This window comes from Opitutus sp. GAS368, assembly GCF_900104925.1.
GTDB lineage: Bacteria > Verrucomicrobiota > Verrucomicrobiia > Opitutales > Opitutaceae > Lacunisphaera.
In genome coordinates this window covers 289,907-303,493 of record NZ_LT629735.1, presented here as the reverse complement: position 1 = coordinate 303,493, position 13,587 = coordinate 289,907, and the positions used below count along the sequence as shown (strand labels likewise).

At 66.9% G+C, this 13,587-nt stretch carries 15 protein-coding genes; 11 read left to right on the top strand and 4 right to left on the bottom strand.

Going from position 1 to position 13,587, the window contains the following annotated elements; all coding sequences use genetic code 11:
* The first annotated feature begins 145 nt into the window (after nucleotides 1-145).
* The 10 genes from BLU29_RS01305 to BLU29_RS01260 all read left to right on the top strand — a co-directional run bounded on the left by BLU29_RS01305 (nucleotide 146) and on the right by BLU29_RS01260 (nucleotide 9,893).
* Nucleotides 146-1,078, top strand: a complete 933-nt coding sequence (locus BLU29_RS01305) for a D-alanine--D-alanine ligase (protein ID WP_091054780.1) — start codon at nucleotides 146-148, stop codon at nucleotides 1,076-1,078.
* Nucleotides 1,075-2,058 carry an FtsQ-type POTRA domain-containing protein gene (locus tag BLU29_RS01300; RefSeq protein ID WP_091054779.1) on the top strand — a complete coding sequence of 328 codons (984 nt, stop codon included), beginning with the start codon at nucleotides 1,075-1,077 and terminating at the stop codon, nucleotides 2,056-2,058. The genes BLU29_RS01305 and BLU29_RS01300 overlap by 4 nt, the downstream gene beginning before the upstream one ends.
* Entirely contained in the window at nucleotides 2,048-3,259 is a 1,212-nt protein-coding gene (gene ftsA / locus BLU29_RS01295) for a cell division protein FtsA (protein ID WP_091054778.1), read from the top strand. Before BLU29_RS01300 ends, ftsA begins: the two co-directional genes overlap by 11 nt.
* Nucleotides 3,260-3,261: 2 nt before the next feature.
* Entirely contained in the window at nucleotides 3,262-4,554 is a 1,293-nt protein-coding gene (gene ftsZ / locus BLU29_RS01290) for a cell division protein FtsZ (RefSeq protein ID WP_091054777.1), read from the top strand.
* A 209-nt stretch (nucleotides 4,555-4,763) separates the two neighbouring features.
* A complete protein-coding gene (locus BLU29_RS01285; protein ID WP_091054776.1) occupies nucleotides 4,764-4,982 on the top strand; it encodes a hypothetical protein in 219 nt (72 codons plus the stop codon).
* Complete coding sequence (locus BLU29_RS01280) at nucleotides 4,979-5,284, top strand: type II toxin-antitoxin system RelE/ParE family toxin (RefSeq protein ID WP_091054775.1); 306 nt, start codon at nucleotides 4,979-4,981, stop codon at nucleotides 5,282-5,284. The genes BLU29_RS01285 and BLU29_RS01280 overlap by 4 nt, the downstream gene beginning before the upstream one ends.
* Before the next feature lie 277 nt (nucleotides 5,285-5,561).
* Entirely contained in the window at nucleotides 5,562-6,602 is a 1,041-nt protein-coding gene (obgE, locus tag BLU29_RS01275; RefSeq protein ID WP_091054774.1) for a GTPase ObgE, read from the top strand.
* A gap of 8 nt (nucleotides 6,603-6,610) precedes the next feature.
* Nucleotides 6,611-7,252 (top strand): hypothetical protein, encoded by a 642-nt coding sequence (locus tag BLU29_RS01270; protein ID WP_091054773.1) that lies wholly within the window; start codon nucleotides 6,611-6,613, stop codon nucleotides 7,250-7,252.
* Nucleotides 7,253-7,401: 149 nt separating this feature from the next.
* A complete protein-coding gene (locus BLU29_RS01265; protein WP_091054772.1) occupies nucleotides 7,402-9,141 on the top strand; it encodes a GspE/PulE family protein in 1,740 nt (579 codons plus the stop codon).
* A gap of 122 nt (nucleotides 9,142-9,263) precedes the next feature.
* Nucleotides 9,264-9,893, top strand: a complete 630-nt coding sequence (locus BLU29_RS01260) for a LysE family translocator (RefSeq protein WP_091054771.1) — start codon at nucleotides 9,264-9,266, stop codon at nucleotides 9,891-9,893.
* Between the two features lie 316 nt (nucleotides 9,894-10,209).
* Here the strand turns inward: BLU29_RS01260 and BLU29_RS01255 are convergent, their stop codons facing one another.
* From BLU29_RS01255 to BLU29_RS01245, 3 genes are read right to left on the bottom strand one after another with little or no spacing between them, the layout of a single operon-like run.
* On the bottom strand, nucleotides 10,210-12,405 hold the full coding sequence (locus BLU29_RS01255) for an FUSC family protein (protein WP_091054770.1): 2,196 nt from the start codon (nucleotides 12,403-12,405) through the stop codon (nucleotides 10,210-10,212).
* A gap of 33 nt (nucleotides 12,406-12,438) precedes the next feature.
* Nucleotides 12,439-12,756 (bottom strand): hypothetical protein, encoded by a 318-nt coding sequence (locus BLU29_RS01250; protein WP_091054769.1) that lies wholly within the window; start codon nucleotides 12,754-12,756, stop codon nucleotides 12,439-12,441.
* Complete coding sequence (locus BLU29_RS01245) at nucleotides 12,753-12,956, bottom strand: hypothetical protein (RefSeq protein ID WP_091054768.1); 204 nt, start codon at nucleotides 12,954-12,956, stop codon at nucleotides 12,753-12,755. The genes BLU29_RS01250 and BLU29_RS01245 overlap by 4 nt, the downstream gene beginning before the upstream one ends.
* A 185-nt stretch (nucleotides 12,957-13,141) precedes the next feature.
* Here BLU29_RS01245 and BLU29_RS17765 point away from each other — a divergent pair, with 185 nt between their 5' ends.
* Nucleotides 13,142-13,339, top strand: coding sequence for a hypothetical protein (locus tag BLU29_RS17765; protein ID WP_157693546.1), 198 nt, complete (start codon nucleotides 13,142-13,144; stop codon nucleotides 13,337-13,339).
* 24 nt (nucleotides 13,340-13,363) lie between these two features.
* Here BLU29_RS17765 and BLU29_RS17760 read toward each other — a convergent pair whose 3' ends face one another.
* Nucleotides 13,364-13,522, bottom strand: coding sequence for a hypothetical protein (locus BLU29_RS17760; protein WP_157693545.1), 159 nt, complete (start codon nucleotides 13,520-13,522; stop codon nucleotides 13,364-13,366).
* Nucleotides 13,523-13,587: the final 65 nt, after the last annotated feature.

Here is a 13,587-nt window from a genome sequence, read left to right as displayed (position 1 = left end):
GATTTATGATTTACGATTTTCGATCGGGCGGAACCGCCGCTGAAGGGCCCGCGTCCCGGCGGGCCGGGATGGTGGCCGTGTTTTGTAGGTCGGGGTTTATCCCCGACATGTCGGGGATAAACCCCGACCTACAGGGAGGCAGGTCATGAGCACCCCTGTCATCGCTGTTTTCGCAGGCGGCACGTCGCCCGAGCGCGAGGTTTCCCTGGGTTCCGGCAAAGCCGTGGCGCTGGCCATGGCCTACACGCATCCCACGCAGTTCTTCCCCATCGAGACAGACGCCCTGCCCGAGGGGCTCGACCCGGCGAAGCACATCGTCTGCTCGACCCTGCACGGCGTGTTCGGCGAGGACGGCGGCATGCAGCGCCTCCTGGAGCAAGCCGGCGTGGCCTACGCCGGCTGCGACGCCAAGGCCAGCGACCTCACCTTCGACAAGTGGCGCACGCGGCAGAGCGTGTCGGCCCAGGGCGTGCAGGTGGCGCCGGGCCGGGTGTTCCAGGCGTCGGCCAAGCCGACCGCGGCGGCGCTGACCACGGAGTTCGGCGAGCAGGTCGTGCTCAAGCCCAACTGCCAGGGCAGCAGCGTCGGCCTGCAGATCGTTACTTCCAAGGTCGGAATGGAGATCGCCCTGAGCGGGATCCGGCAGGGCGAATGGATCGCCGAGGAGCGCATCCTCGGCCGCGAGTTCACCGTCGGTCTGCTGCGCGGCCGCGGGATGGGCGTGGTGGAGATCGTGCCGAAGTCGGGCGTCTTCGACTACACCAGCAAATACACCAAGGGCCTCACCGAGTATTTCGCCCCGGCGCAGATCTCCGACGAACTGGCGACGCGGATTCGCGGCGCCGCCGAAACCGCCTTCGCCGCCTGCGGCTGCCGCGACTACGCGCGCATCGACTTCATGCTGTCGAACGACGGCGAACTTTATTTGCTCGAAATCAACACGTTGCCCGGCATGAAAGAGACGAGCCTGTTGCCGATGAGTGCGCGTTGCGTGGGGCTGGATTTTATCGCGCTGTGCCGCGAGATGGTGGTCCCCGCCGTGGAACGATTCGCCCAGGCTTCCGCGCTGCGCAAATGAATCCCGCTTCCGACATCATCGCTCCGCCTCCGGGCCGCTCCTGGCGCAACATCCGCCAGGAAGTGAGCGCGCCGGCCATGTCGCGCCGGGGCCGCCGCCGCCGGCTGGCCGCGTGGACGAAAGCCGGGGCGCTGTCCGTCGTGGTTGCCGGCTCCGGCTGGGGCATCTACGAGTTCGCCCGCTCCTGGTCCACCGACCGCGCCGCCCTCGCCACGGCGTTGCACAGCGAACGGGTGCGCGACGTCGTCCTCCTCACCGACGGCGTGCTGACCCGGGACTGGGTCGCGGGGAAGCTCACTTTGCCGAAGGAAGCCAGCCTGATGACGCTGGATCTGCCGGCGCTGCGAGACCGGCTGCTCACCAACGGCCAGGTGCGCGTCGCCGTGCTGACCCGCAATTTTCCCGACACGCTGGTCGTCACGCTGCAGGAACGCACCCCCGTGGCGCGGGTGCAGGCGGCCGACACGGACGGAGCGGCCAAGCAGCTGCTCGTGGCGAAGGACGGCACCGTCTACGACGGGCTGAACTACGACAAAACCATGCTGGCCGGGCTGCCCTGGCTCGACGGCATCCGTCTCGTGAAGTCCGGCAACGGGTTCGAGCCGGTCGCCGGCATGGCCGACGTGTCCGCCCTCCTCTCGACCGCACAGCTCCAGGCCCCGCACCTCTACCGCGAGTGGCTGATCGTGTCGCTGGCCCGGCTCGCCGAGCGCGACGAGATCGTGGTGAAGGCGCAGGACATCCCCGAGATCGTCTTCAGCCGGAAGCGCGACTTCTTCAAGCAGGTCGCGCAGCTCGACTACGTGATCGACGCCGCCCACGGCCTCGAGGCCGCGCCGGTGCTCCAGTCGGTGAATCTCTCGCTCGAAGGCCAGGTGCCCGTGCGGCTGTCGGGTCCGCCCGCCGCGCTGGCCGTCGCGCCCGCCCCCCCTTCCTTCTCCCTCCAACCTTCACAACGGAAACCCAAACGTGAGTTCTAGCAGAATCGTCGCCGCCGTCGAAATCGGCACCGGCAAAATCGCCGTGCTCGTGGGTGAGATCACCCGCGGGCGCAGCCTCAACATCATCGGCGTCGGCGTCGCGCCCTCGCGCGGCGTGATGAAGGGCGAGGTCGTGGACTACAAGGCCGCCTGCGAGGCGACCCACCACGCCCTCGAGATGGCCGAGAAGCGCGCCGGCGCCCGCATCGAGGAGGTCTGGCTCGCCCAGACCGGCGGTCACCTCGACGCCTTCTACAATGAGGCCTCGGTCAACGTGAAGTCCGCCGACAACACCGTGACGCAGCTCGACATCGCCTCCGTCTGCGACCTGGCCAAGGAAAAGGAGCTGCCCGCGGGCCGCTCGCGCATCCACGAGATCCGCCGCCCCTTCCGTCTCGACGGCCGCGCCGTGCCGGACCCCGAGCACCTGTCGGGCCGCCGCCTCGAGGTCGGCTACTGGATCGTCCACGGGCCCGAGAGCAAGATCAGCGACAACATCCACGTCGTCGGCGGCTACCACCTGGAGGTGCGCGAGCTCGTCCTCGCCAGCCTCGCCACCGGCTCGCTGCTGACCAGCGCCGAGGAGCGTTCGCAGGGCGTCCTGGTGATCGACATCGGCAAGGGTGTCACCGACTACGTGCTTTACCGCGACGGCCATGTGCTCGTCACCGGCACGCTGCCGGTCGCCGGCGACCACCTGACCAACGACCTCAGCATCGGCCTGCGCGTCACCACCGCCCAGGCGGAGATGCTCAAGCTGCGCCACGCGCGCGCGACGACCCTCACCCGGGACAAGGCCGACAAGGTCTGGCTCAACGGCGACGCCTCCTTCGGCGACCGCCAGCTGCCCAGGGTGGCGATCGAGACCATCGCCGCGGCCCGCACGCTCGAGCTGCTCGAGGTCGTCCGCGCCAAGCTCGGCCCGGCCTTCGTGGCGGAGCACTGCGGCGCGGGCGTCATCCTCGCCGGCGGCAGCGCCAAGCTGCCGGGCCTTGAGGAGGCAGCCACCCGCGTCTTCGGGCTGCCGGCCCGCCGCGGCGAGCCGCCGGGCTGGGTGAAGGAGGAGCTGCAGGACCCGATGTTCAGCACCGTGCTGGGCGTCTTCCAGTTTGGCCTCCGCACCGCCCACGAGCACGCCGTGCCGCCGCGCCGCAAGACCGGCCTGCTGAGCAACCTCACGAAAATCTTCGCCGCCTCCTGACCATGAGCCTGCCCCCGAACGAACTGCCCCTCGAGGCCCTGACCGACCGCAACGTCGGCATCAAGCTCATCGGCGTGGGCGGCGGCGGCTCCAACGCCGTCGACCGCCTCAAGATGGAGAACCTCGACCGCCTCCAGCTGGCGGTCATCAACACCGACCTCAAGGCCCTGAGCACCTCGCCCGTGCAGGACAAGATCCTCATCGGCACCTCGCTCACCCGCGGCCTCAGCGCCGGCGGCGACCCCGAGCTCGGCCGCAAGGCCGCGGAGGCCGATGCCGACAAGATCGCCGAGATCGTCAAGGGCACCGACCTCATCTTCCTCGTCGCCGGGCTCGGCGGCGGCACGGGTTCCGGCGCCACGCCGGCCGTCGCGGAGATCGCCGCCGAGGCGGGCGCCACGGTCATCGCGTTTGTCACGCTCCCGTTCAGCTTCGAGGGCGGCCGCCGCCGCAAGCAGGCCGAGGAGGCCCTGGCCGAGCTGCGCCGCGTGTGCGACGCCGTCATCCCGCTGGCCAACGACATGCTCCTGCAGGAGGGCACCGAGCAGACCAGCGTGCTCGACTCCTTCGCCCGCGCCGACGAGTGGATCGGCCGCGGCGTGAAGTCCATCTGGGGCATGCTCTCGCGCACCGGCCTCATCAACGTCGACTTCACCGCGCTGCGCCAGGTCTTCCAGCACCGCGGCGGGAAAACCCTCTTCGGTCTCGGCGTCGGCACCGGGGACAACCCCGCGGCGGCCGCGCTCGCCGACCTCAAGCAGTGCCCGCTGCTCCACACGCCGGAATACGCCCGCAAGGCCGACCGCCTGCTGGTCAACATCACCGGCGGCGCCGACCTCAGCCTGACCAAGGTCAACGAGCTGATGTCCGCCCTCACCGAGGAGTTCGGCCGCGAGGCGCACGTCGTCATGGGCGCCGCGATCGACGAGGCGCTGGCGGGCCGCGTCGAGATCTGCCTCATCGGCACGACCGATCTCGGCAGCCGCAATTTCGTCCGGCGCCCGGCGCCCGTGCCGGCCCGGAAGCCTTCCGAGCGCACCGCCGCGCCCACCGCGACCTCGCTGGCGCCGGAGAGCAACCAGAACGTCAAGACCTCCGTCAGCCCCGTGGCCCCGCGCCCGGCGGCCCCGGCCGGCGTGCACCCCGCGAAGCCCACGCAGGAGGAATTCGGCTTCCAGGGCGGCGTCCCGGCCGAGAACCGCGGCGCCTTCGACAAGTCCGACCGCATCCTTTTCGAGGGGCAGGACCTCGACGTGCCGACCTACCTGCGCAAGGGGATCAAGGTGTCGGTCTGAGTGGAGGAAAGCGAAGTCGGGGTTAACCCGGCCGGATGGAATTTGACGCATCGTAGGGTTTGGCCAACTGTCAGTCTGCCGTTTAGGGCCACAGACGGCGCTTAATTTATGCCGATCCCAGACTATGAGATCATTAAATTAGGTTTATATGCCGATAGAACTTTGGCCTAAGGCTTGCGCGAAATGCGTTTTCGGCTAGAAATGGCACCATGAGCACGACGGAAATTCTCGATCAACTGCCCCGGCTCACGCCGGCGGAGCGCGAGGCGGTTCGCGCTCGGCTGGACGACATCGATGCGTCCTCGCCGCTCACCCCCGAGGAAAAGCGTCTGATTGGCGAGCGGGTGGCGGCTTATCGCCAGAACCCTGGCGCCAGTGTGGCGTGGTTCGTGGCCGAGGCTGATATTCGCAAACAGCTCGGGCTGTGACGGCCAAGCTCATTCTGACGCCGGAGGCCAGGGCTGATATTGCGCAGGCGGCCGCTTGGTATCGCGAGCGGAGCATCTTTGCGGCTGAACAATTCCTGCTCGCCGTCGGTGTGGTGTTTGCCCGGATCGAGGCGCAACCAACATCGCAAGTGGTCATCGATATCGAGACCGGTGTCCGAAGGGCATTGCTGCGCAAGTTTCCACACCGCGTGCTTTATCTGATCGATGGCGAGCAACTCGTCGTATTTGCGGTCATCCATCACGGGCGCGACCGCCCAGCTTGGCGTGAACGACTAGAATAGAGCAGGGACCGACTGCTTGACGGACAGGTAAGCGGACACAGAGTGTCCAAGTGCTCAAAAGATTGCTCATTTCCAATCCGTTTTCGCCCAAGGACGACAAAGTGCGGAGCATCCTCACCTTACGGCAGTGTGAGGTGATCAAGCTGATCGGCCCGGTTAACTTTGAACCAAGTTTCAACCATAAGGTGGAGCGGGCGAAGCGCTAATGCGGTGGACGGCGCAAAAGCACCTGCCGATTGCGCTTTACGCGGGCGCCCAAGCCTAGAGTCATATTCCCATGTTTATCGACGAGACCTCCATCAAGGCGCGCGCGGGCGACGGCGGCCGCGGCTGCTCCAGCTTCCGGCGGGAAAAATACGAGCCGTGGGGCGGGCCCAACGGCGGCGATGGCGGCAAGGGGGGCGACGTGGTCCTGCGCGGCGACGACGACCAGAACAACCTCGTCGACTTCAAGTTCAAGCCGCACTGGAACGGCGAGCGCGGCGAGCACGGTCAGGGCGCCGATTGCAACGGCCGCGAGGGCCGGCCCGCCATCCTCCGCGTGCCGCTCGGCACCGTGGTGCACCGCCTCGACACCGGCGAGAAGGTCGTCGAGATCCTTCGCGACGGCGAGGAGTTCGTGCTGCTCAAGGGCGGCAAGGGCGGCTTCGGCAACACCCGCTTCAAGTCCTCCGTCACGCGCGCCCCGCGCAAGACCGGCCCGGGCGAGCCGGGCGAGACCGGCGAATTCCGGCTTGAGCTGAAAAGCATGGCCGACGTCGGCCTCGTCGGCTTCCCCAACGCCGGCAAGTCGTCGCTGACCACCCTCATCACCAAGGCGCGCCCGAAGGTCGCCGCCTACCCGTTCACCACGCTCCAGCCGCAGATCGGCGTCATCGAGTATCCCGAGGAATACGAGCGCATCGTGCTCGCCGACGTCCCCGGCCTCATCGCCGGCGCCAGCGAGAACAAGGGCCTGGGCCACCGCTTCCTCAAGCACATCGAGCGCTGCAAGCTGCTCCTCATCATCATCGACCTGGCGGGCACGGACAACCGCGACCCGCGCACCGACTACAAGCAGCTGTTGAAGGAACTGGAGCTCTACGACCCGGCCCTGCTCGACAAGCCGCGCGTCATCGCCGCGAACAAGATGGACGAGGACGCCGCGGTGGTGAACCTAAAGAAATTCAAGACCCGCTACCCGAAGGTGGATATCATCCCGATCTCCTGCCTCTCCGAGGTGGGTATTCCCAAACTGCGGAAGGAACTGCTCAAGCGGGTGCGCAAGCTGCGGCCCAAAGAAAAGAAATCGCCAAGGCGGGCCGCCTCCGTAAGTTAACGTCCGCCATGATGACGGAATACCGCCCCCTGCTGATGCGCGCGAACCGGTTGCTCGGTTCGGCCCTTATCGAGCACAACCTCGTGAAATTTGAGGATCTGGAGGCAGCGAACGAACGCCTGCTGGAGGTGGCGGCCACCGGCCAGGTGCGGCAGAGTTCCGTGCTCAGCATCCTCGTCTATGAGAAGAAGGTGCTCAAGGAGGAGGACGTGCTGCACCACGTGGTGGACGACCACGGCGTCGGCGTCGTCGACCTGCGCGGCTACGACGTGCCGGACGACGTGCGGAAGGACCTCGACCTCGACGCCTGCTGGGCGACCTGGAGCGTGCCCTTCGACCGCGAGGAGGATTTTCACTTTGTCGCGACCGCCTATTACCTGAGCCCGGCCGTCCGCTCCTACTGGGAGAAGAAGCTCGGCGGCCAGATCATCTGGCAGGCCACGACCATGGACATCATCGCGGACTTCCTCGATCGCGTCCACGCCGAGCGCGGCGAGGGCAAGACCGGCGCGCGCAGCACGCGGGCGCCGTTTCCCGTGCCCGGACCCGGCGGCAGCGGTTCGCCCCACGGCGGCTCCCGCGCCCCGGTCGGCGGCAGCGTCGCCCCGTTTCCCGTGCCCGGTGGCACCAAGCCCCCGGCCGCCAACTAAGGAGTATTTCGAAAATGTTCTCCCGTAACGATACTGTCATTCTGAGCGCAGCGAAGAATCCACGGCCGCGAGCGTGGCGCCACGGTTGGACGTGTGGATCCTTCGCTTCGCTCAGGATGACAGCCCAGATCAAGCCAATGCGATAAGCCATGCCCCTCGGCCGCACCCAGACGCAGATCATCGACAAGCTCGAGGAGATGGGGAAACTCTCCACCGAGGCCAAGGGCGTGTTGCTGGCGCGGCCCGACGAGCCGACCGGCGACCAGCTTGATTCGATCCTCCAGGCGGACCACCACATCACGGTGTTTCAGCTGCTGCTGGCCAAGTGCCGCGCGCTGGGCTTGGCGCCGTTCAACGTTGCCCGCTACAAGGTTCACACCAATACCTTTGAGAAGATCGACCTCGAGTTTTGCCAGAAGAACATGATCCTGCCGGTCGGGCAGGTCGGCGACTTCCTGCTCGTGGCCTTTGCGAACCCGTTCGACACGACGGTCGCGACGAAAATCCAGGACAAGACCGGCCAGCGCGTCGTCCGTCTCCTCGGCCGCGAGGCCGACATCCGCGAGAAACTAAAGAAGGACCAGGTTCATGACGAGGTGCAGTTCTCCGACGTGGTCGACCAGCTCGGCACCCAGTTCGCCGACGAGGAGACGGAGATCAAGGACGAGGACCTGGAGAACGAGGACTCGGCCCCCATCATCCAGCTCGCCAACCGCATCATCGAGGACGCCTATTTCGCCGGCACGTCCGACATCCACGTCGAGCCGTGGGAGAAGGAAGTCGTCGTCCGCTACCGCATCGACGGCCTGACGCAGGAAAAGCTCCGCCTGCCCGCCAAGGTCGCCGGCGCGCTCGTCGCGCGCCTGAAGATCATGTGCAACCTCGACATCGCGGAACGCCGCCTGCCGCAGGACGGCCGCATCGTCTTCAAGCAGTATAACAAGAAGAACATCGACGTCGACCTCCGCGTCTCCACCGCGCCGCTCAACTACGGCGAGGGCGTGGTGATGCGCATCCTCGACAAGCAGAAGTCCACGCTGCCGCTGCCCGCGCTGGGCTTCACCGAGGACAACCTTCGCAAATACCGCGAGTGCATCCGCCAGCCCTACGGCATGATCCTGCACTGCGGCCCGACCGGCTCCGGCAAGTCGATGACCCTCTACTCGGCGCTCAACGAGGTGAACACGCCCGACGTCGTCATCCGCACCGCCGAGGACCCGATCGAATACACGCTGCCCGGCATCAACCAGATGCAGATGCACCGGCAGATCGGCCTGACCTTTGCCGCCGCCCTCCGCGCGTTCCTCCGCCAGGACCCCGACATCATCCTCGTGGGCGAAATCCGCGACAAGGAGACGGCGAACATCGCCGTCGAGGCCGCGCTCACCGGCCACATGCTCATCTCCACGCTGCACACCAACGACGCCCCGAGCACGATCGCGCGCCTGACGGACATGGGCATCGAGCCCTTCATGATCTCCTCCTCGCTTGTCGCCGTATGCGCCCAGCGCCTCATGCGCCGCGTCTGCAAGGTCTGCCGCGTCGCCTACGAGCCGGACGGCCGGGAGAAGGACATGCTCATGCGCGCCGTCGGCTGGAGCGGCCAGATCTACAAGGCCAGCGCCAAGGGCTGCTCGAAGTGCAACAGCACCGGCTACAAGGGCCGCGTCGGCATCCACGAATTGCTCGTCAACAACGAGGAACTCATCGAGGCCATCAACAAGGAGGCCGAGACCGCCGAGTTGAAGCGCATCTGCATGCGGAGCGGCATGAAGACCCTGCATCAGGACAGCCTGTTCAAGGTGAAGGAAGGCCTTACCACGCTCGCCGAGGCCATCAGCACCGTCCCGCAGGACATGGAGCTGCGCGAGGGCGCCAAGGAGCGGTGAGGGTGCTCATCGTTCTCATTCTCGTAATCCTAATCGTTCTCTTCTTCTGAAAGCGCGAGAATGAGAAAGAGTAGGAGAACGAGAACGATTTATCCGCGTCCATCCGCGCAATCCGCGGGGAAATGAATTACTGGCCTGAGTTCCTCACGATCGTCATCGCCCACGCCCTGGCGGTGGCCAGCCCCGGGCCGGACTTCGCGCTCGTGCTCCGCCAAAGCCTGGCCCATGGCCGGCGCGCCGCGATCTGGAGCAGCATCGGCATCGGTTGCGGCCTGTCGTTCCACATCGCCTACTGCATTCTCGGGCTGGGCTTCTTCCTGAAAAACTCACCTGCCGCGCTGGCCGCGGTCCAGTATCTCGGCGCGGCCTACCTGGCCTGGGTGGGGGTGCAGGCCCTGCGGACGAGGACCCGCACCGGCGATGTCGATCTCTCGGCGGCCGCGGCGCCGGACGACCGGGCGGCGTGGACCACCGGGTTTGTGGTGAACCTGCTCAACCCGAAGGTGGCGTTGTTTTTCATCTCGCTCTTCGCCCTGGCCGTCAGCGCCACGACGCCGAAGCTCGTGCAGGTGGGCTACGGCCTGTGGATGACCGCTGCGACGATGGCGTGGTTCAGCTTCGTGTCCGTCGTGTTCACCCGAGAGGAGGTCCGGCGGCGTTTCCTCCAGCACGGCCACTGGATCGACCGGGCGCTGGGCCTGGTGTTCATCGCCTTCGCCGTCAGCCTGGTGCTGGCGAAGCTGGGCTCCTGAGATGGGTTGACCACTAATGGGATTCATCAAGGGATAAATCCTTGTTTGTGTGCGGCGACGAATTGTCGCCGCCAGTTGGCTTTGGGGCCTGCTGATCGCAGGCATTACTTTAGTCGGCGATCAGCCGGCTTCTCAGACCCGACACTGGAGACGATAAGTCGAAGGGGTGAGAGTAGTTTCGCCATTGGCGAAACCCATTAGTGGTTATCCAAGTGATCGCGCTTTGCCGTGTGAGGTGGAACCCGGCCTCCGGACGGGTTGGTAGGGGCCGTTGCCCCCGACGGCCCAAGGCGCTTGAGGGCAAGCGCCCCTACCGTCATACAGCCACCGGAAACGGCGGCGTACTCTCCGCCTGGGCGGCCTGCGCTGCGAGCAGCATGGCGCTGAGCTCGGTGGCGCAGCGGGCGAACTGGCCGTAGGCGCTGTGCTCGAGCGGGGACGCCGCCGGGGGCGAGCTGAGGGCGAGTGCGTCGAGGGCCGTCCGCAACGCCGTGAGGAGCGCGACGTCGGTCCGCCCGGTCTCCGCGCTGCCGGCGAGGGCTTCGAAGGTCTCGACCGCCGTCGTCACAAACCGGCCGATTTCCGGGCGCTGCAGGGCGCGGCCCGGGGTGAGGTGGAGCGCGACGACGGTGAACGCACGGGTCAACCGTTGGTTGCCGTTGGCAAGCGTGCCCGCGGCCTCGATGCCTTCCTGCTGGGCCTTGGGGTCGCCGGACATGCGCTGCAGCGACGAGAAAACGGTGCTGTTGGCCTTTTCCGCGGCGCGCTTGAGCGCGATGGCCCCGGCGTCGTAGCCGCCGCCGTGCATCAGGCGGTCGCCGAGCAGGCGCACGTAATCGCGGTTGGCGCGCAGGGCACGGGCCAGGATGCCGGGAAAAAATTTCCGCTCCCACGCCGGCCAGAACAGCTGCGCCGCCAGCAGCGCGAGCAGCCCGCCCGCCGCCGTCGCCGCGAGCCGCTCGACGGTGAAGCCCAGCGTGACCTTGGCCGACGTCTCCGTGATGAGCACCACGAACAGGGTGATGAAGAAGACCGCGTAGCCGTAGTTGCGCTTCAGGAAGAACGCGAAGGCGAACATGGTCACGGCCATCGCGCTGATCAGCGCCGCCGGGGGCAGCGCCAGCCACAGCAGCAGGCTCGCCAGCACGCTGCCCGCGAGCGTGCCGGCCACGCGTTGCCCCGCCCGCAGCCGGGTGGAGCCGTAGTCGGGCTGCAGGACGACGAGCACGGTCAGCGGCAGCCAGTAGCCGTGGGCCAGGTCGAGCAGCTTGAAGGCCGCCACGCCGGCCACCTCCAGCACGGTGAGCCGGGCGATGAAGCGCACGAGCGCGGGATCGGGCCGCCACGAGAAATTCAGGGCCGAGGCCAGCGGGCGCAAGGTCCACGTGTGCAGGTCGAACAGCTCGACAGAGAACGCCGCGTGCTCGTTCGCCCGGTCCACCGTCGCGCGGAGCGTGACCCCGAGCGACGGGATGAGGCCGGCGATCTGCTGCAGGATGAAAGTCAGCTGGACGGCGTCGGGCGCCCGGTCGGTCTGCGTCAGCACGCGGTCCTGCAGCGCCTGGAGGAGGTTGCCGAGCCGGCGCAGCCGGACCTCGGCGGCGATGAGGTGCGAGGGCTGGCGCGACACGATCGTGACGGCCGTGTTGCGCGCTAGGTTCGTCAGGGAGGTGAGCACCGGGCCGAAGCTGGGCGCCAGCGCCGGGAAGTCCGGCCGGGCCATCAGGGTTTCGAGGGCGGTGTTGAAGGCGACGAGCCGGGTCGCGAAGCGCGCGGCGGCCTGGTTGAGTTCGTCCAGTTCGCGCAGGTGCGGGCGCTGCTTGCCGGCATGGGCGGCGGCGAGGGTGGCGGTGGTTTGGTCGAGCGCCGTGCGCAGCAGCGCCTCCTGCGCCGCGATGCGTCGATGACGGGCGGCCGGGTCGGGCGTTTCCTCGGGCGCCAGGGCGGCGAGCAGGTCGGAAAGGGCGAGCCAGGTGTCGGCCACGGCCCGGCGCAGCGGGTGCTGGGCGCGGAACGGCCAAAGCGACACCTGCACGAACACGCCCCACAGGCCGCCGCCGAGCCCCGCGAGGAAATGCTGGTTGGCGGCCGTCTCACCGCCGGCCTGCGCCAGCGCGAGCATCAGGAGGAACGCGGAGTTGATCGCCAGCGACATGCCGTAGTCGGGGCTGAGGTGGCGCCAGACCCCGCCCAGCACGATGATGAGTCCCATGGCTGCCAGGGCGGAGGGCAGGTGGCCGCCCGCCATGCCGCCGAGCCAGCACGAGCCCGCGACGATCAAGGACATGGTCAGCAGCAGGCTCAGGCGGAGCGGGTAGGAGCCGCGGATGTCCAGCATCGCGATGTTCTGCGCGGCGATGGCGGCGAACGACGCCTCGATCGGCAGGTGCCACCACGCGGCCGTGAGGAACGCCCCCATGAAGCCGACGGTCGCCCGCAACCCGCGGTTGATATCGGGTTGGAGGCGCTGTTCCTCCAGGTAATGCCGGAGGCGGGCGAAGAGGCCGTTCATGGCGCCGCCATTGTCGCGAACCCGGGCACCGCGTCACGCGGGAAAGCGCTCCAACCATTTTACGGGATCGGAGGTGCTGGGAATGAGTGAACCGAAGACCAGCCAGTCCGGCGCAAGACCGTAGAGAATGAAAAAGGGAAAGGAGGACAGATTTCTGCGGCGCACCTCCCTGACGATCTTGGAGCCGGTGTTCACAAAATGACCTGCACCGGCCGGTTCGGCGATGATGGCGGCCATCGCCTGGTCCACCTCCTCCCGGAACCGCTGGCCAAGCCGCGGCGAGATGCCGCCATAGACTGCGGTCTGGCGGTTGATGTCGCTGGGAAAATCCGGATGGTAGCGGATATTCATCGCAGGGCTTGCCGGAACTCGCGTTCCGTCAGCCCGTTGATTTGTCCGCTGACCACGGCTTCAAGCCGCTTGACCCCTGCCGCCAGCAGGGCGGCCTGCTGTTTTTCCGTCGCGATGCTCGCGACAATCCGGCGCGCCAGCTCCAGTCTTTCTGGTTCAGGCAGAGCGAGCACACTTTTGGTGAGCTGCGAGGAAGTCATGAACTACGACTAGCCGAAGCATAGGATTTATCAAGCATGGGCAGTGGCCTAATTGGGTTCCTTGTGACTGATGAGCCTTTTCTTCGAATGTAGGGCCGGCGCTTGTCGCCGGGCCGCGCTACGCTTCCGAACGGTCCGCCGACAAGCGGCGACCCTGCATTTTCGAATTAGGACACCATCCAGACATGGCGTCGCTCACCGGGCGCGGCGTCACGCATTTTTGCGCGGTCGTCGAGTTCGGTCCTTGGCATTTTAAGGAAAATCGCAGCCGGATCAGAACCGGATTTCCAGCCGCGAAAGAACGCAAGGGGCGCGAAGACAACCCAAGCAGGCGGCGCTTCTTTGTGTTCTCTGCGTTCTTTCGCGGCTACCCTTCAGGTTAAACCGCTCTACCGTGCAGCCGGATCCTACGTCCGCCGCGGCAACAGCCCGGCGAGGCCGAGGAGCAGGACAACCGCATAGGTGACGCCGTAGCACCAGTCGGCCGGGCCCGAGTGGCCCAGCGCCTCGATGCCCGCCTTCGCCTCGAACCAGCCCCAGAAGCCGGCCATGAGGATGGTCGTCACCGGCCGCGATCTGCAGCGCGAGCACCGCCATGAGCAGACAGAGGCCGAGTTTCTTCATGCGCAGT